The organism is Pseudoalteromonas sp. TB25, from assembly GCF_000497995.1.
In the GTDB taxonomy this organism is placed as follows: Bacteria; Pseudomonadota; Gammaproteobacteria; order Enterobacterales; family Alteromonadaceae; genus Pseudoalteromonas; species Pseudoalteromonas distincta.
Genome location: NZ_AUTI01000247.1, coordinates 1 through 26916, shown reverse-complemented (window position 1 = coordinate 26916; position 26916 = coordinate 1). Strand labels below are relative to the sequence as shown.

Here is a 26916-nt window from a genome sequence, read left to right as displayed (position 1 = left end):
ACTTGTGCGCCCGCTGCGCCAAATGGGCCATCGACTGGGTCGGTTACTGCGCCTCCTGGGCCAAATGTGCCTTGTGCATATGAAGCTTCTTCGCCTGCATCTATTTGGTATCCTTCGCGGCGATACTCAGCACCTACAGCTACACTTACCGAGCTTTCTAAAAAGCTGACGTCTACTTCGCGACTAAAATCAACGTTTAAGGTAAGTTGATCGTAGGTAAGTGTTCCGGCATCAAAGCTTGTTTGGCTAGTAGGGCCGTATGAGGTATTTAAGCTATTTATAACGCCAAACTCGAACGCATCTTGACCATATACAGCCGATACATCGTAATTCCATTCACTTACAAAACCTTTAGCGCCAAGTGCCAGTGAAAAGTCATCTATGTCTGAGGTGATAACAGGCAAAAAGCCATCAGGGTAAACTTCTTCTATATTACGGCTATCGCTTGCACGGCGATAAAAACCACCGCCTTCGCCTTCGCGTTTGCTGTAAGAGCCAAACGAATATAAATCTACTTCGTTTGTTAACTGGTAACCTGCGTTATAAAACACTGAAAAGTCTTCAACATCGCCATTACCAAAGTTATGGTTATATCGATTTACGGTAAGTTCACGCGGGTCGAGAGAGCCATCATCTGATCGTGCGTAGTTTTCACGATTATCGTAGTCAGAGCGGTTAGTTGAATGGCGGTCGCGGTATTCTGTTGAAATGTTTAAAAAACCATTATCGCCAAGTTCAAAACCCATGTTACCTTGCAGCGTTAGTGTTTGGCCGTCTGTTAAAGAGCGATCGCCCCCTTCGGTAAAGGCTAAATTACCATCACTGCCTTCAGATACAGACTCAAGCTGTGGTACACCGTCCATTTCGGTTACGTTAGCACCATATATAGCCGCCACTGAGCCACCGCTGCTGGCACTTTTAAGCACAATATTAATAACACCGGCTATAGCATCAGAGCCATATTGGGCTGCTGCGCCATCACGTAATACTTCAATGCGGTCGATAGCATTTGCTGGAATTGCATTTAAATCAACTGATGATGAACCACGACCCGTTGAGCCGTTTAAGTTAAGTAATGCGTTGCTATGGCGGCGCTTACCATTAACAAGCACTAAAGTGTGATCAGGTGCTAAACCACGAAGTTGAGCAGGGCGTACATGGTCACTACCATCAGTAAGTGATGCTTGCGGGAAGTTAAAGCTAGGTAATAAATTGCTAAGTAGGGCATTCGTTTCAGTAAAGCCTGAATTTTTAAGTGCATCTGCACCAATTATATCGATGGGTACTGCACTGTCTTCTACTGTACGGCCTAATCGGCGAGAGCCAATTACGCTTATTTGTTCGATGTTTTCTTCTGCTTTGGTTTCTTGCTCTGCAGCATTTACTGAGAGCGAACCAACTAGTGCAGCTGATGCACTCATGGCGAGTAATATTTGTGGTACCGACTGCTGTAATTTTAATAACGGTTTTCTATTCATGCTGTATTTCCCCATACCCATTGAATTATTTTAGTTTTGTACAAAAAGATAAAGATTAAACCTCTTTGTTACCTTGAACATATACTTAATTAACAAAGCCAGTCAATTGAATAACATTCAATTAATTTAAGGGTTTTTATAATTACATTTGGTTGTTTTTTATAATGACCATTGTTTTAGTTATATAGCGAAGGTAATTGCTAAGTAATTGATGGATAATGAATTATATTTAAAAATTAAATTTAACGTTTAATTAACTGGTAAGATGAGGTTGGTAGATTTAACTAATTATTTGTAGGAAGCCATTTTTATTGGGCTGGCAATAAACAACTGTTGAGCTATAAATATTTTTAAAAATATAAAATAAAAATACACCCATTAAATGTTAACTAAATTAACATTTAATGGGTGTATTATAAATTATGTACTACTTATTAGAACCTATACTTTAAAGCATGAAGTAATTTTGTTTTTATAAGTAATTGGTATAAAAAAGAGTGCTAGAAATAGTGTTAAAATTTAATTTTTCCAATAAGCATGTCTTTAAACATTACCCAATCTCCCCACAAACTGTAAAAAGGGTGTTTAAAAGTAGCAGGGCGGTTTTTTTCAAAAAAGAAATGCCCGACCCGCGCAAACCCATATCCAATAACAGGTAATAGCCACAATAAACTGTAGTGTTGTTTTAATAATGCTATTGCGATTACAACAAGAACGAGGGTGCTTCCTATAAAATGTAAGCGGCGGCAAGTCACGTTGCGGTGCTCTTTTAAATAATAAGGATAGAAAGCTTTAAAGCTTTTAAATGTGGGGTTTGTACTTTGCATAGTGTGCTCTTTTATTGTTTTTTATTTTAATGAGGGTCGTGCTATTAAAGCGTAAGTTTACATTTGTTTACAGCGGTAAATGGCGCTTAACGCATCTAAATAGACAAAAGGGCTAAAAGTTAATAACTTAGGCGCACTATTAATAAATAAGAATGGAACTCAGGATGTTTAAACATACTCTAGCGTGTGCTGTAATTGTAGCGCTTAGCGGCTGTTCAGAGCCAACTAATACGGTAACTCAAGAAGAAGTAAAAGCACCTATGAAGCAAGTTAACGCAGTTATATACCCAGAAACAAAAAAAGGCGATGTAGTAGATACCTACTTTGAAGAAGCCGTTAGTGACCCATATCGTTGGCTTGAAGATGACATGAGCAGCGAAACTGCCGATTGGGTTAAAACGCAAAATAATTTAACGTTTTCTTATTTAGAGCAGATACCTTATCGCGATAAGTTAAAGCAGCGCCTTGAAAAACTAATGAACTACGAAAAAATAGGCGCTCCTTTTACTGAAGGCGATTACACCTATTTTTATAAAAACGATGGCCTGCAAAATCAATATGTTTTGTACCGCAGTAAAGATGGTGGCGACGTTGAAGTATTTTTAGATCCAAACAAGTTTAGTGAAGATGGTACGACGTCTATGTCGGGTTTATCGTTTTCAAAAGATGGGTCATTACTCGCGTATCAAATATCTGAAGGCGGCAGCGATTGGCGCAAAATTATAGTTATTGATGCACATACTAAAGAGCAAGTTGAAGAAGCGCTTGTTGACGTTAAATTTAGTGGCATTGATTGGTTAGGTAACGAGGGCTTTTATTATTCAAGTTACGAAAAACCTAAAGGCAGTGAGCTGTCGGCTAAAACAGATCAGCATAAAGCGTATTACCATAAGCTAGGTACTGCACAATCTGCAGATAGTGTTGTATTTGGTGAAACTGATGAGCAAAAACATCGCTATGTAGGCGCTGATGTAACTCATGACGGCCGCTACTTACTTATTTCAGCTAGTACGTCTACTTCAGGCAATAAGCTGTTTATAAAGGACTTAACAAAGCAAAACAGTGAGTTTGTAACGGTTGTAGGAAATACTGATTCAGATACATCAGTTATTGATAACGAAGGCAGCAAGCTGTTTTTAGTTACTAACCTTAATGCACCAAACAAAAAAGTAGTGACGGTTGATGCAAGCAACCCAAGCCCTGAAAATTGGGTTGATTTAATTCCTGAAACCAAAAACGTACTAAATCTTACAAAAGGTGGCGATACCTTTTTTGCTAACTACATGGTTGATGCGATTTCGCAGGTAAAACAGTACAACAAAAAAGGCGAGCTAATTCGCGAAATTACATTACCAGGCGTGGGTACTGCACGTGGTTTTGGCGGTAAAAAAGATCAAACAACGCTTTATTATTCGTTCACTAACTACAAAACACCAGGTACTACTTATACGTTTGATGTAGCTACGGGTGACTCGGGTGTTTATCGTAAGTCGGCTATTGATTTTAATAGCGATGATTACACGTCTGAGCAAGTGTTTTACACATCAAAAGACGGCACTAAAATACCGATGGTAATTACCTATAAAACAGGCATTAAGCTTGATGGTTCAAACCCTACTATTTTATATGGTTACGGTGGTTTTAATATTAGTTTAACGCCAAGCTTTAGCCCCGTTAATGCAGTATGGCTTGAGCAAGGTGGTGTGTACGCCGTTGCTAATATTCGCGGTGGTGGTGAGTACGGTAAAGACTGGCACAATGCAGGCACTAAATTGCAAAAACAAAATGTGTTTGACGACTTTATTGCCGCAGCTGAGTATTTAAAAGATAAAAAGTACACATCTAAAAAGCGCTTAGCACTTCGCGGTGGATCTAATGGTGGTTTGTTAGTTGGCGCAGTGATGACGCAGCGTCCAGACTTATTTCAAGTGGCTCTACCTGCTGTAGGCGTACTTGATATGCTGCGCTACCATACATTTACTGCGGGCGCTGGTTGGGCATACGACTACGGTACCAGTGAGCAAAGCAAAGAAATGTTTGAATACATTAAAGGTTATTCACCACTTCATAATGTAAAAGCAGGTGTTGAGTATCCAGCGACTATGATCACAACTGGCGATCATGATGACCGAGTTGTTCCTTCGCATTCGTTTAAGTTTGCCGCTGAGCTTCAAGCAAAGCAAACGGGTAATAATCCAATGCTTATTCGCATAGAAACCAATGCTGGGCATGGTGCAGGTACACCAACGAGTAAAACAATTGAGCAGTACGCTGATATATTTGGTTTTACGTTATACAACATGGGCGTAGAGTCGTTATAAAAGCGCTTTAACAAAATAGCTAACTTTAATAGCTGAGCAAAAAGGCCGAGTAAATTAAATTTACTCGGCCTTTTCAATGTTAGCAGTTAGCAGTTAGCTACTGCATAGGTGAAAACAATCGTTGGTATGTTTTATAGGCGTACTCGTCGGTCATTCCACTCAAATAATCGCAAATTATACGCATCCCTTGGTTTTGCTTTTGCGCTTCTATGTATTGTGCTTGTGTTGTTTCGGGCAATAAACGCAGCGGATCGCTAGCAAAAGCGGTAAATAACTCTATTAGCAAATTTTGACCTTTAAATTCTATTTGCTGCATTTCGGGGTCACGTATTAAACGTTGAAACACAAAATGCTTAAGTATTTGCAATACACTGTCGTATTGGGCATCTAATTTAGCGGTGTACTTTAAAATAGGGCATTCAAAGTTATCGTTTTGAATATCCAAATGTATATGAATAATAAAGGTATTAACCAGCTCACCTATGGCATCTTTTCGCTCATAATCATTTTTTGAAAACAAGCGCTGGGTCAGCGATTCAAGCATGGCGTTTAGCCAGTCAAAGTTTAGTGCTTTTAAATGGGGCAGAGCATGAGTTTGCCAATCGTCTAATGTGAGTACGTGGGTTGCAATGGCATCTTCTAAGTCGTGTACCGCGTATGCTATATCGTCGGCATGCTCCATTATGGCGCTGTCGAGCGATTTATACGTTGTTTTAGCGCGGTACTTATCAATAGCGGCATGGTTACCTAACAATGTTTTATCGTTTTGACTCAGTGGTTCTACTATCCAATTAAATATGGCTGCGTCGTCGTTGTATAACCCTTTGGCTGGTCGCCAATCATCCGCTTTTATAAATGCACGACCGGTTGTGGCATCGGGAATGGTATGCCAAAGCGTATTAATAAACGCGGGGTATTTTATAAAACCTAACAAAGTACGACGAGTTAGGTTCATACCGTGCCCATTACTGTAGGGCTCAAGTTTTGCAACTATGCGCAGTGTTTGTGCGTTACCTTCAAAACCACCGTGATCGCGCATCATGTAATTTAGCGCTATTTCGCCACCATGGCCAAAGGGTGGATGGCCAATATCGTGCGCTAAACACAGTGTTTCGAGCAGTCCAGTTGATGGAAAGTGCGTAAAGTCGCTATGTTGCGCTTTTAAATGGCGCAATATGCCGGTACCAATTTGCGATACTTCTAAAGAGTGGGTAAGGCGAGTGCGGTAAAAGTCGTTTAGGCCAATGCCCATAATTTGGGTTTTAGCTTGCAAACGCCTAAATGCTGCGGCATGAATAATACGCGAACGGTCGACCTGCCACGGCGAGCGGTTATCGTTAGGACGATGTTTATATTGCTCTATTATTCGGCTTTGCCATTGTTTATCCATACTGCTTACTCACACATAGTTAATAATATTAAACTTTGCTCAGTATACCCATGGACTTATAAATTGCGAATGAACAAATGCACTACATAGGCTCTGTTTTATCTAAAACCCAAATACACTGCTGAAAATTCAACCTTAAAGGTCATCAAACCCCAGTTATTCGCGTTTATAAAGTGGCTTAGGTATAATGCGCCTTCGTATGCTTGTGTATTAACCATGCATAGTTGTTGTTTCAAAGAGAGAATACATGTTAAAAACGATTTTTAAGCTTTTACTAACCGTGTTTTTTGTATGGGCGCTTGCATATCCGTTTATACAAAATGATGATGTTGAACTAGATGAACAAACGTCAGAACAACCAAAAAAAGTGAAGAAAAAAGAAAAACCATTACATAATGTAAAACTGCCAAAGTTTTCAGAATTTAGTGATGTTAAAGAAAAAAAACATGCATTTTTTAGCTTTATTCGTCCGCACGTTGAAGCCGAAAACAAAAAAATATTACAGCAACGCGCTAAGCTTGAAATAGCACGCATGATGCTTGAGGGTAACGAGCCACTGCAATCTAAACAAAGCAAAGATATTGTTAAAATTTTAAAGTCGTACGGTTTACCAACCACCATTGATACGCTAATACTTACGCAAGCACTACGCCGTGTTGATATAATCCCTAAAGAATTAGCGCTTATGCAAGCTGCGAATGAGTCTGCGTGGGGCACATCGCGTTTTGCACGTATTGGCCTTAACTTTTTTGGTCAGTGGTGTTACACAAAAGGTTGTGGCATGGTACCAAAACGCCGTAATACTGGAGCTGCACACGAAGTTGCTACGTTTAAATCGGTAAGAGCTGCTATAAACTCTTATTTTAAAAACATAAATACGCATCCTGCTTATAAAGATTTGCGCGCAATACGTGAAAACTTACGTCTTGAGCAAAAACCAATTTTAGCGACTGAACTTACACATGGTTTAATGTCTTACTCTGAGCGCGGTGAAGCGTATATAGAAGAGCTAAACACGATGATTAGCCAAAATAGAGCCTACTTTGATGAATAAATACATTTTTAATTGCACCAACGCCATTGCGTTAGTGCTGCTGGGCATGAGTGCATTTAATGTTAATGCAAGAGAATTTGTTATGTCGTATGACGGTTTTTATGACCGATTAAAAGTTGTTAACAAAGGCGACTTTCAATATGCGCGAGTTAATTTTTATATAAGTGATATAGCAACTAATGAAGCGTGTGCCATTAAAAGCGGCACTATTTTAACTGAAAGAAACGAGTACCCACTTAACTTCACCGATAAAGCACAGCTATTATTACCGTTCGATAAGCAACTTGATACAGATAAAGCCGTCATTGTGGTGCAGCCACAAAATCCAGATCATGATTGCCAATTAAAACTTCAAATAGAAGCAAACGAACTTGAAGACTTAACGTTTTCAAAGCAGTCGTTATATACCATTAACGAAGAACTTGATGAGCTGTTAACTGATTTATCGGGCTTTTTTGTAAGTAAATTAATGTGGTTTTTATTACCAGAGCAAAAGGGCGTAGCAGTTACATTTAAAAGCCCAATGCAATTTGATGATGAAAATATAACGTGTGAAAAGTCTGTGTGTTACTTTGCAGTTGAAGATAGCTGGGAAGATGATACCGCGTCACTTGGCGATATATCGAACGTTATTAAAGTAACGCCTTGGATTGTTAAGTAGCTCACATATAAAAAGCGGCATTTAGCCGCTTTTTTGTACCAAAATTAGTATTCGCTTTTAGTCTTTATTTGATAAGTGGTGCAGATGAATCGCGCTGCATTAAAGTAGGTTCAAAAAAGCGATTTATAACAAGGTTTTTATTTTGATAAACATCTTTAAGCACTAATTTAGCAGCCATTTCGCCCATTTTTCCGATCGGATTATCTATGGTCGTGAGTGTAGGGTACAGGTAGTTTGCAAAAATAACGTTATCAAATCCAACAATCGATAAGTCGTTTGGTAAATTATAACCGTGCTCTCGAGCATATTTCATAGCACCGGAAGCCATTTCGTCATTGGCGCACACTAGTGCAGTAAAGCTGAGCTTTTCATCAATAAAATGTTTTAAGCCTTTACTACCGCCGGTTTCGTTAAAGTCCCCAATGTAATAAAGCGCAGGATCAAATTTAATACCAGCCTCTGTGAGTGCTTGTTTATGACCCTCTAAGCGGTTAAAAGCATCTGCTTTAAACTGCGGACCTGCAATGTACGCTATTTGTGTATGGCCTTGATTTAATATCGATTTAGTGGCTAGGTAGCCACCTAATTGATTATCTAGGCTGATACAGTTGTCTTTTAATTGCTCTACGTAACGGCTCATTAAATAAACGGGCGTAGAGCCTTTACTTAGTTTTATTAGGTAGTCGTCTGAAACGGCTTCAACGTGCAAAATAATAGCATCGCAGCGTCTGCTAATTAAAAACTCAATGCCTTCTTGTTCTTTGTCTTCTTCACTGTGCCCGGTGGTAATAATAACGTGTTTACCCGCAGCACGAAGCTCCGACTCAATACCTGCCATCATTTGGGCAAAGAAAGGACCATGTAACTCAGACACTAAAATACCGACACTGTTAGTACAGTTAGAGGCTAAAGATTGCGCTATTGAGTTAGGCTTGTAGCCAAGCTGCTCCATGGCATCAAGCACTTTTTGTTTGGTTTTATCGCTTACACGGGTATTTTTGTTCATCACGCGAGAAACGGTGGCTAACGATACGCCCGCAAGCTCTGAGACTTGATAAATTGTTGCCATGTTATTTGTTCACTCGCTTATCCTTAACTACTTCGGCTAAATAATACCTTAGAGTATATATCTTAACTAGCTGTTAGTTTAGATTGAATATTTTCAACAACCTGATTAGTCAGTGTATATTTTTTCATTATGTAGGCAACAAATAAAGATCCAAAAGCAGGTAACACAGTAAATGAAAGTAAAATACCGTGTTGAGTATCAAGTGTTTGTACTACATCGGCCTGATAACTGTAAAAAGATAACAACCAGCCTGCAATTGCGCCGCCTACCGCCACGCCCATTTTAATAAAAAATATGACGCCTGAATAAACTAAACCCGTAATGCGTACACCTGTTTTTTCATGCCCGTAATCTATGGTGTCGGCCATTTTTGCCCACAACAAAGGGGTTGCCATATCTAAAAAGAATTTCCATAAAATAAAGGCAGTAAATGCGAGTACTAATTGATCTTTACTAATAAAGTAACTAAAACCACAAATAGCGGCGGCAATAACTTGTAAGCTTATATAGGCTTTTATTTTACAAAAGCGCTTTGCAAGCGGTTGAGCTAAAGCACACCCTAGCATGCTTGCTGCAACGCCTAGTGTCATAAATAAGGTGATTAAATCGTCTCGACCTAAATAGTATTTTACGTAGTAAACAGCAAGCGTAAGCCTTAATACTTGACCGGTAAGTAAAAAAAACGCAGCTAAGCAAAGCGTTCGCCATTGATCGTTTTTAATTAATGCTTTAACACTTTGGGCAAAAGGAATGTTTTGCTCTTTTGGCTGTTGTATACGCTCTTTTGTGCCTAAAAAACAAAGTAAAAAAAGTACAAAGCCTAAGATGCTCATTGCAGTCATGGTGAATTGATAGCCCTTAGCTGCATCGCCTTGGCCAAAGTACTCAACCATTGGCATAGTACAACCCGCTACTATTACGCCGCCTAACATACCAAATACAAAGCGGTAAGACTGAATAGTCACGCGCTCTTTTACATCTGCAGTAAGTACACCGCCCAGTGCACAATAAGGAATATTGATAGCGGTGTAAGCCACCATAAGAAGTGTGTAAGTAGTAAAGGCGTAAATTATTTTATCGGTGCCTTCTAAATCAGGCGTAGTAAACGCTAAAATACTAATAATGGCAAAAGGAAGTGAAAGCCAAAGTAGGTAGGGGCGAAAGTGCCCCCAGCGCGTATGTGTTTTGTCAGCAAGGTTGCCCATTAATGGGTCGGTTACGGCATCAAAAATACGTACTGCTAAAAACATAGTACCGACAACAGCGGGTGATAAACCCACTACGTCTGTGTAGTACAGCATTAAAAACATCATAACTGTTTGAAAAATAATATTACTGGCGGTGTCGCCTAAGCCATACGCTATTTTTTCTTTTACACTGACCATGATTATTTATCCCGCTTTATACTTGTTTTTAGTTATGGGTATGCTCTTATCTTTTAGAGATGAGTTCTTTATAAGCTAAGCCACTGTTTTTAATAGTGCGTTGCTGGGTTTTATAATCTACATACACAATACCAAAACGTTTTAAATAGCCTTCTGCCCATTCAAAGTTATCCATTAGGCTCCAAGCAAAGTAGCCATGTATAACAACACCTTGTTCAATTGCATTATGAACCGCGTTTAAATGAGTATTATAATAACTTAAACGGTCTAAGTCGTTAACTTCACCATTATTATATGTATCGGGCATTGCTGCACCATTTTCGGTTATATAAATAGGCGGTAAGGTGTATGTTTTATTAAGCGATACGAGCAAGTCAGTGAACGATTGCGGGTAAATTTCCCACCCCATATCAGTTAGCGGGCCCGTAGGTGCAATAGGCTCATAAATGTCAGCAGGGTGCGCTTTATAAACTTGGCGGGTATAAAAATTAATACCTAAGTAATCAATAGATTGAGAAATTAGTTCCATATCGCCCTCAAAAATCTCAGGCTGATGGTTTAATGGTAATTGATTAATTATATCAGGATATTGGGCATCAATTATTGGTTTTATATACCACTGATTAAGATAGTCGTCTGCAAATGCAGTGGCTTTTAAGTCTTCATCACTTTGAGTAAGGCTATAACACGGCGTAAAGTTAAGCACTATGCCATTTAATGTATTAGGCGAGTTTTGCTTTAATACGCTCATAGCGAGTCCGTGGGCTAATAATAAATGGTGCGCTGCTTTACGGCCATATTCTTTACCCACTTTACCTGGGGCATGAATACCAATTTCGTAACCTAAAAACGCACTACAAAATGGTTCATTCAATGTGGCATAAGAGTGAACGCGATCGCCAAAGGCTTTGGTAATTAAATTTACGTAATGTTCAAAAGCGTAAGCTGTTTGTCTGTTAAGCCAACCGCCTTCATCTTCAAGGTGTTGCGGTAAATCCCAGTGGTACAAAGTAACAAAGGCTTTAATATTGCGACGTTTTAGCTCATCTAAAATATCAGTATAAAACTTCACGCCTACAGGATTTAATTTTGCGTCTTGGGTCATCACGCGCGGCCATGAAATAGAAAGCCTGTATGCATCTACGCCAAGTGACTCAATAAGGTCTATATCATCACGCCAAAGGTTATAGTGATCGCAGGCGGTATGACCGTCTGAGCTATCGACTATTTTATTGGGCGTATCGCAAAAAGTGTCCCAAATACATGGGAGACGATCTTGTGATCCGCCTTCTATTTGAAAAGAAGCTGTGGCCACACCGTATACAAAGTTTTTAGATAAAAGCGGTGAATGGGGTGGTAATGATAATTTTGTCATTAATAACAAACCTTTTGTTAGTCATTTACAGAGAAATCAGCTCTGTGTTTTTGCTTAATTAATGCTGTATGCGTGGTACAAAAAATAAAAAGTGTTGAAATATACAGCTTGTTCGTATTTAATTGCATATGAAAGCGCTTACATTTAAGGTTAGTGTTTATTAATTCTTAGGTCAACTCTTTAATGCTTCTGGATGGTTTAAAGACAGCTGAAAACTAAAACAGGGCACCTTAAGAATAGATTTATAATAATAAAATACGGAGAACACATGGCAAGTTCAGCACCAGTGACAACACACACACAGTCGCAAAACTATCAGGATAAAAATTACAGTTTTGCATTAACTTCTCTAACAACATTATTTTTTATGTGGGGATTTATAACCTGCTTAAATGATATTTTAATCCCACACTTAAAAGCCGTATTTAACTTAACGTATGTACAAGCCATGTTGGTTCAGTTTTGCTTTTTTGGCGCTTACTTTTTAATGTCACTTCCAAGTGGTTATATAGTTAAAAAGGTGGGCTATAAAAAAGGCATCGTGATTGGATTATTAATTGCAGCAGTCGGGTGTATATTATTTTACCCAGCAGCGTCTTTACATAGTTACCCTGTATTTTTATTCGCTTTATTTGTACTTGCCAGCGGCATAACATTATTGCAAGTATCTGCTAATCCTTACGTAAGTTTGTTGGGCTCACCAAAAACTGCGTCATCTCGACTTACGCTTACCCAAGCTTTTAATGCATTAGGTACCACTGTTGCGCCATCATTTGGTGCTCTGTTAATTCTAGACTCAGCGTCAGAAGCCTTTTTAACACCGGCTCAAAATGCAGAGTCAGTTCAACTTCCTTACCTCCTTTTAGCTGCAATGCTTATTTTACTAGCCGGTATTTTTGCTTGGCTTAAATTACCAGACATTATGAGCGAGCAAAAAGCAGAAGCCGAAAAATCAGAGGCAATTGAAGGCAGTGCTTGGCAGTATCGCCATCTTGTATTAGGTGCTGTGGGTATATTTATGTATGTAGGCGCCGAAGTTGCAATTGGTAGCTTTTTAGTAAGCTTTTTAGTACAAGAAAATATAGCAGGGCTAAAAGAGAATGTTGCAGCTCATTACATCACTTATTATTTTGGTGGTGCTATGGTTGGGCGTTTTATTGGTGCTGCTGTAATGCAAAAACTACCCGCAGGTAAAGTACTTGGCTTTAACGCAACCATGGCTATTATTTTAGTCATTATTGCCATGAGCACGTCGGGTCAATTAGCAATGTGGTCAATACTATTGGTTGGTTTATTCAATTCGATTATGTTCCCAACTATTTTTAGTTTAGCGTTAAATGGACTTGGTAAGCATACCGCTCAAGGCTCTGGTATTTTGTGTTTGGCGATTGTAGGTGGTGCAATAGTGCCACTTTTACAAGGTGCGCTTGCTGATAGTGTGGGTGTTCAACTTTCGTATGTTTTACCTATTTTATGTTACATATTTATTGTTTTTTACGGCCTACGAGGCAGCAAACCAGTATTAGTGAAGGAGCCATCATAATGAAAACGACTTTTAAACTTAATGCATTAGCAATTGCAACGTTAGTAGGAAGTGTTACTGCACTAAGCGGATGTACTAACGAAAGCAATGTTGAAAAAGTAAATGTTGAAGCGCAATCAAAGCTTGAGAAAATTTGGCCAAAGCTTTCAATTGCAGTGAAAAAAGACCCTGCTATTGAAGCTCAAATTGTCACGTTTTTAGAAAATATGACGCTTGAGCAAAAAGTAGCGCAAATGATTCAACCAGAAATTCGTGATATTACCGTTGAAGACATGCGCAAATATGGTTTTGGCTCTTACCTCAATGGCGGTGGTGCTTTTCCTAATGGCGATAAGCATGCAACGCCAGAGGATTGGGTTGCACTTGCAGAAAAAATGTATCAAGCATCTATTGATGACTCAGTGGACGGCAGCAAAATTCCAACTATGTGGGGCACCGATGCAGTACATGGTCATAATAACGTAATTGGCGCGACACTTTTTCCACATAATATTGGTTTAGGTGCGGCTAATAACCCAGATTTAATAGAGCAAATAGCGTCTATTACCGCAGTAGAAGTAATGGCTACGGGGATAGATTGGGTATTTGCACCCACTGTAGCAGTAGTACGAGACGACCGATGGGGCAGAACGTACGAAGGCTATTCTGAAGATCCAAAAATTGTTCACGATTACTCAGCAGCGATTGTAAATGGATTGCAAGGTAAAGCCGATGGCGACTTTTTAAGTGATAAGCGCGTTATTAGCACGGTTAAGCACTTTATTGGCGATGGCGGCACCGTTGATGGAGATGATCAGGGAAATAATATAGACAGCGAGCAATCGCTATTTGATATTCATGCCCAAGGTTACGTAGGTGGTTTGTCGGCGGGTAGTCAATCTGTTATGGCATCTTTTAATAGCTGGAATGGCGTTAAAAATCACGGCAATAAATACTTACTTACAGATGTATTAAAAACACGTATGGGTTTTGATGGTTTTGTAGTGGGAGATTGGAACGGCCATGGGCAAATTAAAGGCTGTACTAACGAAAGCTGCCCAGAAGCGGTAAATGCTGGCCTTGATATTTTTATGGTGCCAACAGGTGCGTGGAAGCCGCTATATGAAAATACAATTGCACAAGTAAAAGCAGGTAAAATAAGTATGAGCCGCATTGATGATGCGGTTGCACGTATTTTACGCGTTAAGTTACGCGCTGGGTTATTTGATAAACCAAGTCCGGCTAAGCGCCTGTACTCGGGTAAAACAGAGCTTATTGGCGCTCAAGCGCATCGCGAAGTAGCACGCCAAGCTGTGCGCGAATCGCTTGTATTACTTAAAAATAAAAATAACCTATTACCTATCGCAGCTAATCAACACGTACTTGTTGCAGGTGATAGTGCCGATAACATAGGTAAACAGTCGGGTGGTTGGAGTATTACGTGGCAAGGGACTAATAACAAAAATGCAGATTTCCCAGGAGCAACGTCAATTTACAAAGGGCTTGAAGAGCAAATATCTGCAGCAGGTGGAAGTGTTACTTTAAGTGCTGATGGTACGTTTGAACAACGTCCTGATGTTGCCATTGTTGTATTTGGTGAAGAACCTTACGCAGAAGGGCACGGCGATAAAGATAATCTAGAGTTTGAGCGCGGAAATAAAAAGTCATTAGCACTTTTAAGCTCGCTAAAAGAGCAAGGCATCCCTGTTATATCTGTGTTTATTTCTGGTCGCCCTATGTGGGTGAACAGCGAACTTAACGCATCTGATGCGTTTGTGGCTGCTTGGTTACCTGGTACAGAAGGTGCGGGTATTGCTGATGTGTTATTAAAAGCGGCAGACGGTACCATCCAAAATAACTTTAAAGGTAAGCTATCGTTTTCTTGGCCTAAATCGGCGGTACAAACTGCGGTTAATAAAGGCGATGAAAATTACGATCCATTACTTCCTTATGGTTTTGGTTTAACGTATGGCGATAAAAATGTGCTAGCTGACGACCTTGATGAAGACTCTAAACTTGATAACTCAGGGCTTACGAGTATGGATATACTTGTTGGTGCACCTGTAGCACCATGGCGCTTATTGTTAAAATCGGGCGATGAGCTTTTAGATGTATCGAGTAGTACGCATGAATTTGGTGCAATTAAATACCGTACTGAGGACAAAACAGTACAAGAAGACGCGCGCCAATTTAACTTCAGCGGTGCAGAAAAAGCCAGTGCTGAAATAGTAACAAGCTTTGCAGAAGATACCATTGCCTACGTTGAAGCAAACAGTGTGATTAGCTTTGATATTAAATTAAACGAAGCACTAACGAGCGATGTAGCCCTTGCTATGACTTGTTCTGGTGAGTGTGGTGCAAGCATTGATTTAGCAAACGTCGTGGATAAAACTATTGAAAATAAATGGCAGTCAGTATCAATCGATTTAGATTGTTTTGCTGATAAAGGTGTTAATTTTGCAAGCCTTACAAGCCCATTTAGCTTGCACAGCAATGGTAAAGCATCAATTTCTGTAGCTAATATTCAGTTTGTACCAAATAAAGCGGACGAGGCTACGCTGTCTTGTAAGTAGTTTATTAACTCTATTGTGTGTATACCAAAGCCCTTCTGTTGAAGGGCTTTTTTTATGGATAGATGTTAGCTAGATAAAATATGGTAGTTTAAATATAGTTGTTTTTAATGCGCTTATAAGTCACTTAAAAGCAATTAACTTTTCGTGAGTAAGTTTTTTTCATCAAAGGTTACTACTTTGTCTCGGCCAGTTTCTTTAGCTAAGTAAAGGCGTTTATCGGCATAAGCGAGCAGTTCTTTTATAGTTGCATTCCCATTAATTGCATTACTTACCCCAGCGCTTACGGAAAGTTTTATATGCTGATTTTCATGATAAAAAGCTTGAGTGCTTATATTCTTTCTTAATAGCTCAGCATCACTTTTTGCTGCACTAAGGGTGTAATCAGGTAGTAAAATGGCAAATTCTTCTCCGCCAATTCTGGCACTAATACCTACATTTAAAAATTGCTCTTTAATAAAGTGAGATATCCACTTAATTGCGTGGTCGCCCGCTTCGTGACCAAACTGATCGTTTACACGTTTAAAAAAATCAATATCGAGCAAAATAACAGACACATTTTTGTCTATATTTTTAGGATCACTTAGTGCTTCTTTACTTTTTGTAAAAAAGCCACGGCGATTAAGTAATTGGCTTAAAGTATCGGTGTTAGCAAGGCTTGAAAGTGTATGCTCTGTATTAGAAGCCAGCAGGTATGGCAATATTAGTGCGCTACAAGTGGCCAAAATTAAATGACTACTTAAGATAAGTTGCAGTGGCTCTATGTAGTTTGGCGAATTAATACTAAAAATAGATATTGCCAATAGTGTTGTTTGTATGAGCATTAAAATGCTGTGAATTGAAAAACAAACTATCAGCGCTTTTTTTTGCAAAGTGGCTACAAAGTTCATCTGCTTAATAATATATGCGGAATATAGGTATAAAACCGAAATAATTAAGCTTGTCAGCATTTGCCCTGCAGGGTCTGAATATATGGGTAATAAAGCAACCCCCGTTAATCCAAGGAGACAATAAAGAGGTTTTAAGTTTAGTGCCTTACTGTGCTTATATTTATTTAACCCAATAATAATTAACAATGGACTTAGTAATATGAAAATATCAGCCAAATAGTGTGTAATAAAAGGCGCGTCTATTACTAACTTTAAACAGGCAAGTAACTCGGCAAATGCAAAGGTAATGCATGCTAGGCCAAATAATAAAAATGATGTTTGTTTTTTAAAGTTATGTACGGATAAAAAAAACAAGCCTATTAATACGTTAAGAATAAAAGAGAGACTGATCACAGTAGGCAGGTGTAGCATTTAAGATTCTCTTTTATTAAAGATAGGCGTGGTTGGTGTGGAAAACTTGCTGATTATTATGTATTAATGTTTAAAGGTCAATATGGGTAAAAAGTAGTAATTTACCCATATATCTAATTTGAAAGGGATTTTAACTGAACGAATATTAACGCCCGCTAAACCAAGCTCTCTAAAGCCGATTTTATATCAGGATGATGAAAACTATAATTGTTAACGAGTGCCTTTTTAGGGACTACAAATTGCCCCGTTGTTAGTAAGTCTGACATTTCACCCATTAATAGTTTAAGTACTGGGGTTGGCATAGTGATAAATGCAGGTCGAGAGAGCGCCTCGCCTAAGCTTTTACTAAATTGAGCATTGCTTACAGGGTTGGGTGCTGTTGCGTTAACAGGGCCTGATATTTCTGGGTGTTTAATAATAAAGAGTATTAGCTGAATCATATCGTCGATGTGTATCCACGACATGCCTTGCTCGCCATTACCAATCGGGCCACCCAGGCATAATTTAAAAGCAGGTAACATTTTTCCAAGTGCACCTCCTTTTTTAGCTAAAACAATACCCGTTCGCAAAAGGCATACTCTGGTTTGTTCTGATTGGGCGAGTAGTGCTGCATTTTCCCAGTCTTTACAAAGCTGGTGGCTAAATTCATCGTGTGGGCGTTCAAAAGTTTCATCAATAGGATTACTATTTTGTCGACCATAAAAACCAATTGCACTGCCAGATATAAAAGTATGCGGGGGTATACTACAGGCTTTAATTGCTTCACTAATTTGCTGTGTAATATCAATACGACTGTTTCGTATTATTTGCTTTTGTTTGTCGCTCCAGCGTTTATTTACAATCGGCTCGCCAGCGAGATTAATAACGATATCAACAGTGTTAAAGTCAACATCACGAATGTCACTTACGGCTTTAACTTTGTGGCCTAATAATACGTTTGCTTTAGTTGGATTGCGGCTAAGTACATTAACAGTATTATGATGAAGTAAAAAAGGGCATAAGTGCTTACCAATTAATCCGGTCGCGCCAGTTATAAATATATGCATTATTCATCCTTACAATAAAATAGAAGCAAGTGATTAAAAAACATACTCGCTAGCAAACAGCTTTGCAAATTTATACGTAAAACAGGCTTTTATGATCACTTCGTAATTATTTCATTTAATTACCTTTTGCCTTACACTGGGACGATATAGTTAATAAAAGGATTAATAAATTGGCAAGTTTAACTGGAGTAAATAAAAGCTTAATAGTTTTTGCTTCCTTGGTAGTGGTCCTCGCTGGAATAAAAGCCGCGAGTGTAATTATTATTCCGTTTATTTTGGCGGCATTTATTGCCATTATTTGTAACCCGCTTATCAAGTTTTTTGCGCGCTACAAAATTCCTAAAGGCATTGCTGTTATGTTGGTCGTGCTGATTATAGTTGGCTTAGGGGTAAGCCTTGGCGGGCTTGTAGGGCAATCTATCAACGATTTTTCTCAGCAGCTTCCTGAGTATAAAACACAACTTAAAGAAGAATTTGTGTGGCTGGTCGATTTAGCATCTCAATACAACATACTGATCAATAAAGATCAGTTAATCAATATGTTCGACCCTGGCAAAATGGTTGATGTGGCCACTAATATGCTCACTGGATTAGGTGGCGTAATGGCAAACATGTTTTTAATTATTTTAACGGTTGTTTTTATGCTTTTTGAAGGGCCAATGCTGAGCAAGAAAATACATATGGCACTTGAAGACCCTGATAGTAAAATGAAGCAAATTGACCGCTTTTTAGAATCTATTAATTCATACTTGGCAATTAAAACGCTAGTAAGTTTAGGGACGGGTATTATTGCTGCGTTTTATTTATGGATTTTAGACGTTGACTACTTTGTGCTTTGGGGCGTTTTGGCATTTATGTTCAATTACATTCCAAATATAGGTTCAATTATTGCGGCTGTACCAGCTGTATTACTTGCCCTTATTACTCAAGGCCCATTAGTGGCAGGACTTGTTGCTGCAGGATATTTAACAATAAATACGGTAATGGGTAATATTGTAGAGCCTAAATTTTTGGGTAAAGGGCTGGGTCTTTCAACGTTAGTGGTGTTTTTATCATTAATATTTTGGGGCTGGTTATTAGGTACTGTGGGTATGCTTTTATCTGTACCATTAACAATGATTGTAAAAATAGCCCTAGAAGCCAGTGCAGAAGGTAAGTGGGTTGCCACTTTACTAGGCAGTGGTGAAGACGTTACTAAAAACAACTAACATTTATAACCATCAAGGGCTGTAAAATTAAAACCCTTGATGGTTAAGTTATCAATAAATACAGGGCTATTAATTAATAAACGATTTAATTGCGTCATCCACAGCGTTTATTGCGCCTTCTAAATATCCAGCTTCTTGTTTTGCAAACTCACTCGCTACAAAATGAATATTGAGGTTACTTAATTGCTCTTCCAAGTTTGAAAAATCAAATTCTGGGTGCTGTGAAGGCTGAGTTTGATCGTCTCTATTAGCTACAAATTTATCCTCTGCCCAGTCTTTAATAAAGTATCCGGTTGCCTTTTCAGCATCCTTACCATAAAAGTAGCTGAGCTGTTGGGCACAGGCTTGAATTAATTGCTCTTGAGTTACTTGGTTTCGTGATAAGTAGGGCACACCTATAAAGCCAAATAATGCGGCGTAATTACTATCCTCAGCACTGGCATCGTGAATCTCGACCATAGGGCCTACGCGGCTAAAGCTTTGCCCAGATAAGTTTTTATCACGCCAAAATGCATGTTCAAAAGTAGCTATAAACTTGGCTTGTCCTGCCATCCATGTAGGTACGCTGCTAAGGCGGTTTATGAGTGTTGGAGTCGCCCATAGTTCAGGTGTTAAATGCGTTGTAACCATACGAGGAGGAATTGCTGAAATTAATTTGCCAGTAGTAAAGTGCTTTATATTGCCTAAGTGATTAACCGTAATTAGCCAGTTATTATCACCTTTTTTAAGCTCAGTGACATTATGTTCTAATAATATTGAATCAGGATTAAGCTGCTCATATAAGGCAGTTATTAAGGTATTCATGCTGTGTTTGAGTCTAAATAGTTGCATATCTCCAGCACCTGCAATTTGTTGAGGTTGCTTGGAGTTAGGTGCTTGATATAACACATCACCTTTATGGTATTGCTCAAATATACTTAAGTTGAGTGACTTTATTAGCGCTTGAATTTTTGGTTGGTGGGGAAATATCCACGTAGGACCCAAATCAAAACTAACATCGTTATTTATTGGTGATTGCGCGGCAAAAATTCGGCCACCTAATTGCGATTTAGCTTCTAATAATAAGTACTCAATATTAAGTAGTTGTAATTTATACGCACTGTATAAACCAGCAAGTCCGCCACCTATAATAATTACTGGTTTGGTCATCTGTTTATCCATTAGTTTTTAGCAATCTACTAGTAGGTAGTTTGTTTTGGTATGAATAAATTGTCAAGTAAGCTATAGGGAGTGAGTAAAGAAACGTAACTAGTTTAGTGTGCTTAAGTTACGTCAAAATGGGTGTTTTAGTGATTCTGTAAATTGATTTATAAGCTCAATTTCACACAGTTTATAGCTAATGGCTGCGGTTGTCGCATTAGGAAGTTTTATTAAGTAACGCCATTGGCAGGCGCTCTCAAGGTACTTTTCATTATTTTTAATGCTGCGCATAAATAACGGCAGCACTTGCGTATTGCCTGTGCTTTCTTGTGACTTAGTTAGCTCATATTTACGCTTTTGTATCCAACTGCCTTGTGCTTGTTTTGCTTTATCAATTTGGCTATCTAGGCATTGAATATATCGCTTAGCTTCATCGGTTGTTGCTTTAGCGGCTAAAGTACATGCTTCATCTGCAAAGCTGTATTGGCTTGAAGCTAATAACACAATGGCAGTTAGTTTTAATAAATAGTTACTTTTTGTCATTGTAATTAAACTCTAAAATAAATTGAGCGCCGCCTAAGTTATCAGCTTCTGTAATAGTAAGTGTACCGTGATAGGACTTAACCAAGTCAGATACAATTGCCATCCCTACGCCGTGTCCGCTTTCGTATGTATCCAGACGAGTACCCCGTGTAAGTAGAGATTCACGTTTGTCCTCTGGCACGCCAGGACCATCATCGCTAATTCCAATACATAAAGTTTTGCTTTGAATAACTTGTATTGCTACTTGTGAGCGACACGCTTTACAGGCGTTATCAATCAAGTTACCGAGTAATTCCATTAAATCTGTTTGATCGCCTAAAAAATAATCTTTTTCGGTTACGGTGCAGGTAAAAATAATATCTTTATCACGATATACTTTTGCCATAGCACTGAGTATTGAATCGAGTACTGGCTTAATAGGTGTTTGTTTTTTCCACGTGTCTGATGCACCGGTTGCAGCACGCTTTAATTGGTGCTCGATCATCACATTAATGCGGTCGAGTTGTTCTTGTGCATCGGCATCGTTTGCCAATGGACTTGATTTTAATACAGCAAGCGGCGTTTTGAGTGCATGAGCAAGATCGCTCAATGAGGCTCTATAGCGTTCTTTTTGGCGCTGTTGCGACTCAAGTAGCAAGTTTAGGTCTGCTTTTATTGTTTGCAGTTCTACAGGGTAGAGGCCTTTAATTTCTTGAATATCACCCGATTCAATTGCTTTTATTTCTTTATCGAGTCGTTGGAGTGGGCGAGCGCTCCAAATAAAACCAATCGCCATAAGGCCTGCAATTGCAATGCCCATTATAAACATCCAATCTACAAGGGTTTGCTTAAAGCCATCCATTAAACGAAGCAGAGCGTCATTACGTTTAACTAATATAAAGCGAGCTTGTTCTGATTGATCTATGTTATTTAAAATTACAGTCAGGCTAAGTTGCCAGTACGCGGTGTTATTATACTCCACGCGCCTGAAATCGGCAGCACCGGCTTTGGTTTCTATTTGTTGAGGTACATAGTTTAAGTTTACAGCCGATTCTGAGTTCCAAACAGGATCATCATCGCGGTAAATCATAGCGTAGGTATCTGAATTTAATCTGTTTAACTCAGGCGCTAAAATAGTGCTGGGCATAATAATACCATGCTCAGTAAAGTCGACTTCAGATATTAGCGAGTAAAGCTGTGCTTCGAGAGTTTTTTCTGTCGCATCAACAAGTGAAGCGTAATACGCCTTACCAATTGAATAAAATAAGATAGGAAGTGCGACTAACAAAACAAAGACAAGGATAAATCCTTGCCTTATTTTTAACGATATTTGCGGTATTACCACTGGCTTTTAAGCCTGTAACCACGCCCACGTAGTGTCTCTACTGGGTTTAGCACGCCATCAGGGTCAAGTTTTTTACGCAAACGAAGTACAAATACTTCAATTACGTTTGAATCAAGATCGAAATCTTGGTCGTAAATATGCTCAGTAAGTTCTGATTTAGAAATTACTTTTTGCGGATTTACCATTAAGTATTCAAGTACTTTATATTCGTAAGCTGTAAGGCTAAGCTCTTTATCATCAACCCATACTTGTTGTGAACGTGTATGAATTTTAATTGGGCCCGCAGTCATTTCTGGATTTGCTTTACCAGCACTGCGACGAATTAATGCATTACAACGGGCAATAAGCTCTTCAACATGAAATGGCTTAGTAAGGTAGTCATCAGCACCTGCATCTAAACCTTCTACTTTATCTTGCCAGCGATCGCGCGCTGTTAAGATTAAAATAGGAATAGTAATGCCTTGTGCTCGTGCTTTATTGATTAGCTCAATACCGTCTATTTTAGGTAAACCTAAATCAACTACTGCCATATCAAGCGGGTATTCTGTAATGTGGAAAAGACCTGCTTCACCATCGTGACATAAATCCACGCTGTAACGTTCTTTTTCTAAAGCATTACGTAGGTTATCTGCTAAATGTAAATCGTCTTCAATAACTAAAATTCGCATTTGTTAATCCTTTTTCACTTCGCCGGTTTTTTTATTAATATGTAAATCAACGACGTGGCCGTCAGATTTGAGTATTCGTACGGTATAAAAATCTGTTTTTTCGGTAATTTTTAAGGTCTTACCGCCAATTGTTTTCTTTGCGAGTATTACGGCTTTCTTTTTGTCCACCTCAGCATGAGATGCTTGGGTGGCGGTTGCTGCTTGACTAAAGTTAGCTAAGCTAACACAAGCAATAAAACCGAGGCTTAATAATACGCGCATAATGGAAAACTCCTAGACCAGACTCACTTAGTTTAATTAACTAAGTTACTAAAATTCAAGTAAAAACGGTAAATTCGTTTTTATCCTGATAATTTTAATTAAAAACCTGTGAACAAACCCTGAATTACAGTGCAACGCACGCTCTAGGGTTTAATACTTTTTAAGCAGGAAATACCTTTTTAAAAGGTTTAACAATTGTATTTTCATAGATGCCAGCGGCAACGTAAGGGTCTGCTGCTGCCCACTCTCGAGCTGCTTCAATTGATTCAAATTCAGCAACCACTAATGAACCGGTAAAACCTGCTTCTTGAGGATCTTCACTATCGACNGCCGGTAATGGACCGGCGGTAAGTAGACGGTTTTGTGAATCAAGCTCACTAAGGCGTGCTAAATGTGCCGGGCGTGCTGCTTTTCTAAGCTCTAAGCTGTTTTCAACGTCTGTTGAGTGAATCATGTACAACATAAGGAATCTCATAAAAATTGTTAAATTTGATTAACGCAATACTACCACAGCGTTGAAAATTGGTGAATTAAAAGCGTATTTACACAGGTTTACACTTCGATTTTATTTTTAAGCTGTAATTGCTTGAAAATCTCTGTGTAACACTGGTAGAGTCGCTGAAATATACAAAATAATAAAAAGGTTTTATGCATGAGCGAAAATAGAGAACGATTTAGTTCCCGCCTTGGATTCATAATGGCAGCGGCCGGTTCAGCTGTTGGTATTGGTAATTTAGTTGGTTTTCCGGTTTCTGCTACTAAAAATGGTGGTGGCGCATTCTTATTAATTTACGCTTTATTTGTCATATTCATTTGTTTACCAGTCATGATGGCTGAAATGGCAATGGGTCGTAACGCTCAAAAAGATCCACTTGGTTCGTACAAACTATTATCTAATAACGATAAAAAATGGAAGTTAGCTGGGTTTTTTGCGGTGCTTACACCATTTATGATTGCTGTATTTTATATGGTGATTACGGTTTGGATCTTTGGTTATTTAACGCAAACAGGCCTCGGTAATTTAGATTTACTTGCAGATCCTGGCCACTTTGGTGTTTTTATTAATAGTTACACTGTGTTTGGTTATATGGCTGTTGTGGTTATTATGGTGAACTTAATTTTGTTAGGTGGTGTTAAACAAGGCATAGAAAAAGCCGCCAAATTTTTAATGCCCGCTTTATTAGTTATGCTACTAGCTCTAGTTACTTATGTATTAACGCTTGATAACGCAATGGCCGGTGTTAAATACTACATTATTCCTGATTTTTCTAAGATGAGTGCAAGTGTACTTAATGGCGCATTAAGCCAAGCGTTTTTCTCGCTATCGCTGGGCATGGGCATCTTAATGACTTACGCGTCGTATATTTCTAAAAAGGATGACATTGTAAGTAGCGCTAAAATGGTTGCTATTACTGACTCACTTGTTGCGTTTGTAGCTGGTTTAATGGTGCTACCGGCTATATTTAGTTTTGATCCTAATACAGACCCAGCTGCACTTTCTGACTCGTCTGTATCGATGATTTTTGTATACCTACCTAAAATCTTATTAGCACTGCAAAATGATATTGGCTATGTAGGTGCATCTATTGTTGCATTCTCGTTCTTCTTATTAGTATTTTTTGCAGCAATTACCTCACTTGTTTCAATAGTAGAAGTCCCGACTGCAACCCTAAGTGACCGTAAAGGTATTAGCCGTAAAAAAGCATTGGGCATCCTTACACTTTCAACCGGTGTACTTACTATTTTATGTACAATGTCGTTTGGTATGATTGACAGCCTTACATCTTTCACCAGTTATGGCGGCGTTAGTAAGAGCTTTTTTGATATTATTGTTGATGTATTTTACGACACAATTTTACCGCTTAATGGCTTAATGGTGTGTTTGTTTGTAATGTACCGCTGGAAAAAAGCACGATTAACACAAGAGCTAAGCTTAGGTTCGCCTAATTATGCGGGAAGCTTGATGGAAAAGTACGTTAACTTTTCACTTTCAACGTTTATTCCTGTCATTCTAGCTGTAATATTTATAAATACAGTGGCGACTAAGTTTTTTGATTTAAAAATATTTGGTTTTTAATAGGCCTCTATAAAAGCTTATTGAATAATATAATGCCGCTCAGTTAAGCTTAGCGGCATTTTTTATAGGCGTTTTTTACAGGTATCTGGTCTAACTATTATACCAACCTGCATAAATCTTTGATCAATTTAAGGAATTAAATTGCACTATAACGTCGTTAAAAATTTTTTATTTAGAACAACTAGATACAAAAATTTTTGCCTAGTTCTAGCGTAATTTTCTTAACGTTAAATAGACCCCATATATAAGCAGATTGGTATTAAAGGGATTTAAAATGAATAAAATTATTATTGGGTTTGCTTTTGCTATTTCATCATTTGGCGCATTTGCACAAAGTACTGATGATTGGCCTGAAGGCGGTGCAATGCACACGGGCAATACTTATAATTTAGAGGGCAATAGATACAAAACTAAAATCAGTAAAATGATGGATGAGATCTACTCTCAACTAACTGATGATTACCAAGTAGATGCAGTTAAAGCGCAAATAAAAGCATGGGAGCAGTATATAGATGCTACATGTAACGTTGTTGGCATAGCAACGGGTGCCGGTGGCTCTTGGCCCTCAACGTATAGTGTTAAATGCGAAAGAAGCCTAAGTTATGATAGATACTTTGCGACTAAAAACGCGCTGAAGTGCGTTAATAGATTAAGTAAAGAAGAGTTTGTAGGGCGTAGCGAAAAGTTAAATTGTTTAATTCAAACATTAAATATAAAAATATTTTAAGGTTTGCAGCAGCGCTACAGCTAAATTATACAGTTAGCTGTAGCATTTTAGGCTTTATAGCAACTCAATACTTACTGTTGCACCTTTTTCGATATTGCCGCTTTGTGCTGGCACTACAATTAGGCAGTTAGCTTTACTAAGCGACGAAAGTACACCCGAACCCTGTTTATTAAACGGGGCAACCACTAAGTCACCTTGCTCGTTAATTGTTGCAGTACCGCGTTGAAAGTCAGCTCTGCCAGGGCGCTTTTTAATAACGGATGTAGTAACCGCGTTAAAGCGCATTTTAGGGTTTACTACACCAAGCCCCGACAGCTTTTGCAGTGCAGGCTCTACTAACTGATTAAACGTAACAGCAGCCGACACAGGGTTACCTGGCAAGCCAAAAAAGTAACTGTTAGCTAGTTTACCAAAGGCAAAAGGTTTACCTGGTTTCATGGCTATTTTCCAAAAGTGAATTTCGCCAATTTCGTTGAGAACTTCTTTAGTAAAGTCGGCTTCACCAACCGATACACCGCCTGAGCTTATTACGGCATCGGCAAGTTCGTTCGCTTTCAAAAATGCATTAGTGATGAGTTCTTTGTCATCAGGGATTATTCCTAAATCAAGCACGTCTATATTTTTTTGTTGCAGCGCACTAATAATAACAGCGCGGTTGCTTTCAAAAATAGCGCCTTGTTTAAGAGGCTGACCAGGTTCAATTAGCTCATCGCCTGTAGAAAGCACGGCTATTTTTAAGGTTCTTACCACGTCTATATTGGCAATCCCTAAAGATGCAAGTAATCCCACATCAACGGCTTTTAATTTATCCCCTGCTTTTAAAATAACATCGTCTATTGCAATATCTTCGCCAGCAAAACGTACGTTTTCATTTAGCTCTGGTTGCGCGGTAAACGTAATTTTATCGCCATCTACCGAGGCGTTTTCTTGCATTACAACGCCGTTAGCGCCAGGTGCAATGGCGGCGCC

23 protein-coding genes are annotated in these 26916 nt (G+C 38.8%); 8 read left to right on the top strand and 15 right to left on the bottom strand.

Annotated features, from left to right (window positions below):
• Positions 1-1478: TonB-dependent receptor plug domain-containing protein (locus L652_RS0107790; protein ID WP_024603393.1), on the bottom strand; the 1478-nt coding region annotated here is incomplete at its 3' end.
• Positions 1479-1990: 512 nt separating this feature from the next.
• Positions 1991-2305 carry a DUF962 domain-containing protein gene (locus tag L652_RS0107785; protein WP_024595431.1) on the bottom strand — a complete coding sequence of 105 codons (315 nt, stop codon included), beginning with the start codon at positions 2303-2305 and terminating at the stop codon, positions 1991-1993.
• A 164-nt stretch (positions 2306-2469) separates the two neighbouring features.
• Between L652_RS0107785 and L652_RS0107780 the strand changes: the two genes are divergently transcribed.
• Entirely contained in the window at positions 2470-4626 is a 2157-nt protein-coding gene (locus L652_RS0107780; protein ID WP_024595430.1) for a prolyl oligopeptidase family serine peptidase, read from the top strand.
• 97 nt (positions 4627-4723) lie between these two features.
• Here L652_RS0107780 and L652_RS0107775 read toward each other — a convergent pair whose 3' ends face one another.
• The gene (locus tag L652_RS0107775; RefSeq protein ID WP_024595429.1) at positions 4724-6016 is read right to left on the bottom strand and encodes an anti-phage deoxyguanosine triphosphatase; all 1293 of its coding nucleotides are present in this window, start codon (positions 6014-6016) and stop codon (positions 4724-4726) included.
• A gap of 247 nt (positions 6017-6263) precedes the next feature.
• On the opposite strand from L652_RS0107775, the gene L652_RS0107770 reads away from it, so the two are divergent.
• Positions 6264-7070 (top strand): glucosaminidase domain-containing protein, encoded by an 807-nt coding sequence (locus L652_RS0107770; protein WP_024595428.1) that lies wholly within the window; start codon positions 6264-6266, stop codon positions 7068-7070.
• Positions 7063-7731, top strand: a complete 669-nt coding sequence (locus L652_RS0107765; RefSeq protein ID WP_024595427.1) for a DUF2987 domain-containing protein — start codon at positions 7063-7065, stop codon at positions 7729-7731. The genes L652_RS0107770 and L652_RS0107765 overlap by 8 nt, the downstream gene beginning before the upstream one ends.
• A 64-nt stretch (positions 7732-7795) precedes the next feature.
• On the opposite strand, the gene L652_RS0107760 is transcribed toward L652_RS0107765, so the two are convergent.
• The 3 genes from L652_RS0107760 to L652_RS0107750 form a co-directional block, all read right to left on the bottom strand.
• Positions 7796-8800 (bottom strand): LacI family DNA-binding transcriptional regulator, encoded by a 1005-nt coding sequence (locus tag L652_RS0107760; protein ID WP_002959786.1) that lies wholly within the window; start codon positions 8798-8800, stop codon positions 7796-7798.
• Between the two features lie 62 nt (positions 8801-8862).
• The gene (locus L652_RS0107755; protein ID WP_024595426.1) at positions 8863-10185 is read right to left on the bottom strand and encodes an MFS transporter; all 1323 of its coding nucleotides are present in this window, start codon (positions 10183-10185) and stop codon (positions 8863-8865) included.
• A 46-nt stretch (positions 10186-10231) separates the two neighbouring features.
• Positions 10232-11560: a GH1 family beta-glucosidase gene (locus L652_RS0107750; RefSeq protein WP_024595425.1), complete on the bottom strand. Its 1329-nt coding sequence runs from the start codon at positions 11558-11560 to the stop codon at positions 10232-10234.
• A 268-nt stretch (positions 11561-11828) separates the two neighbouring features.
• Between L652_RS0107750 and L652_RS0107745 the strand changes: the two genes are divergently transcribed.
• Both L652_RS0107745 and L652_RS0107740 read left to right on the top strand, forming a co-directional pair.
• Entirely contained in the window at positions 11829-13103 is a 1275-nt protein-coding gene (locus L652_RS0107745; RefSeq protein ID WP_024595424.1) for a sugar MFS transporter, read from the top strand.
• A complete protein-coding gene (locus tag L652_RS0107740; RefSeq protein WP_024595423.1) occupies positions 13103-15655 on the top strand; it encodes a glycoside hydrolase family 3 N-terminal domain-containing protein in 2553 nt (850 codons plus the stop codon). The genes L652_RS0107745 and L652_RS0107740 overlap by 1 nt, the downstream gene beginning before the upstream one ends.
• 134 nt (positions 15656-15789) lie before the next feature.
• Here L652_RS0107740 and L652_RS0107735 read toward each other — a convergent pair whose 3' ends face one another.
• Together L652_RS0107735 and L652_RS0107730 are read right to left on the bottom strand one after the other, a co-directional pair.
• The gene (locus tag L652_RS0107735) at positions 15790-16953 is read right to left on the bottom strand and encodes a GGDEF domain-containing protein (RefSeq protein WP_024595422.1); all 1164 of its coding nucleotides are present in this window, start codon (positions 16951-16953) and stop codon (positions 15790-15792) included.
• A 155-nt stretch (positions 16954-17108) separates the two neighbouring features.
• Positions 17109-17999, bottom strand: coding sequence for a TIGR01777 family oxidoreductase (locus tag L652_RS0107730; protein WP_024595421.1), 891 nt, complete (start codon positions 17997-17999; stop codon positions 17109-17111).
• A gap of 170 nt (positions 18000-18169) precedes the next feature.
• Between L652_RS0107730 and L652_RS0107725 the strand changes: the two genes are divergently transcribed.
• A complete protein-coding gene (locus L652_RS0107725) occupies positions 18170-19207 on the top strand; it encodes an AI-2E family transporter (protein WP_024595420.1) in 1038 nt (345 codons plus the stop codon).
• 69 nt (positions 19208-19276) lie between these two features.
• Here L652_RS0107725 and L652_RS0107715 read toward each other — a convergent pair whose 3' ends face one another.
• The 6 genes from L652_RS0107715 to L652_RS0107690 all read right to left on the bottom strand — a co-directional run bounded on the left by L652_RS0107715 (position 19277) and on the right by L652_RS0107690 (position 23606).
• Positions 19277-20356, bottom strand: a complete 1080-nt coding sequence (locus L652_RS0107715; protein ID WP_024595419.1) for an FAD-dependent oxidoreductase — start codon at positions 20354-20356, stop codon at positions 19277-19279.
• Positions 20357-20479: 123 nt separating this feature from the next.
• Complete coding sequence (locus L652_RS0107710) at positions 20480-20890, bottom strand: hypothetical protein (protein ID WP_024595418.1); 411 nt, start codon at positions 20888-20890, stop codon at positions 20480-20482.
• A complete protein-coding gene (locus L652_RS0107705) occupies positions 20877-22214 on the bottom strand; it encodes an ATP-binding protein (protein ID WP_024603392.1) in 1338 nt (445 codons plus the stop codon). The genes L652_RS0107710 and L652_RS0107705 overlap by 14 nt, the downstream gene beginning before the upstream one ends.
• Positions 22208-22882 carry a response regulator transcription factor gene (locus L652_RS0107700; RefSeq protein ID WP_002959806.1) on the bottom strand — a complete coding sequence of 225 codons (675 nt, stop codon included), beginning with the start codon at positions 22880-22882 and terminating at the stop codon, positions 22208-22210. Before L652_RS0107700 ends, L652_RS0107705 begins: the two co-directional genes overlap by 7 nt.
• A gap of 3 nt (positions 22883-22885) precedes the next feature.
• Positions 22886-23143: a PepSY domain-containing protein gene (locus L652_RS0107695; RefSeq protein ID WP_024594903.1), complete on the bottom strand. Its 258-nt coding sequence runs from the start codon at positions 23141-23143 to the stop codon at positions 22886-22888.
• A gap of 160 nt (positions 23144-23303) precedes the next feature.
• Complete coding sequence (locus tag L652_RS0107690; protein WP_024599115.1) at positions 23304-23606, bottom strand: YciI family protein; 303 nt, start codon at positions 23604-23606, stop codon at positions 23304-23306.
• A gap of 189 nt (positions 23607-23795) precedes the next feature.
• Between L652_RS0107690 and L652_RS0107685 the strand changes: the two genes are divergently transcribed.
• Both L652_RS0107685 and L652_RS0107680 read left to right on the top strand, forming a co-directional pair.
• Positions 23796-25220, top strand: a complete 1425-nt coding sequence (locus L652_RS0107685; protein WP_024603391.1) for a sodium-dependent transporter — start codon at positions 23796-23798, stop codon at positions 25218-25220.
• A gap of 274 nt (positions 25221-25494) precedes the next feature.
• Entirely contained in the window at positions 25495-25947 is a 453-nt protein-coding gene (locus L652_RS0107680) for a DUF1311 domain-containing protein (protein WP_024594852.1), read from the top strand.
• A gap of 54 nt (positions 25948-26001) precedes the next feature.
• Here the strand turns inward: L652_RS0107680 and L652_RS0107675 are convergent.
• Positions 26002-26916, bottom strand: a 915-nt coding sequence (locus tag L652_RS0107675; protein WP_024603390.1) for a molybdopterin molybdotransferase MoeA, incomplete at its 5' end; no start/stop codon positions are given.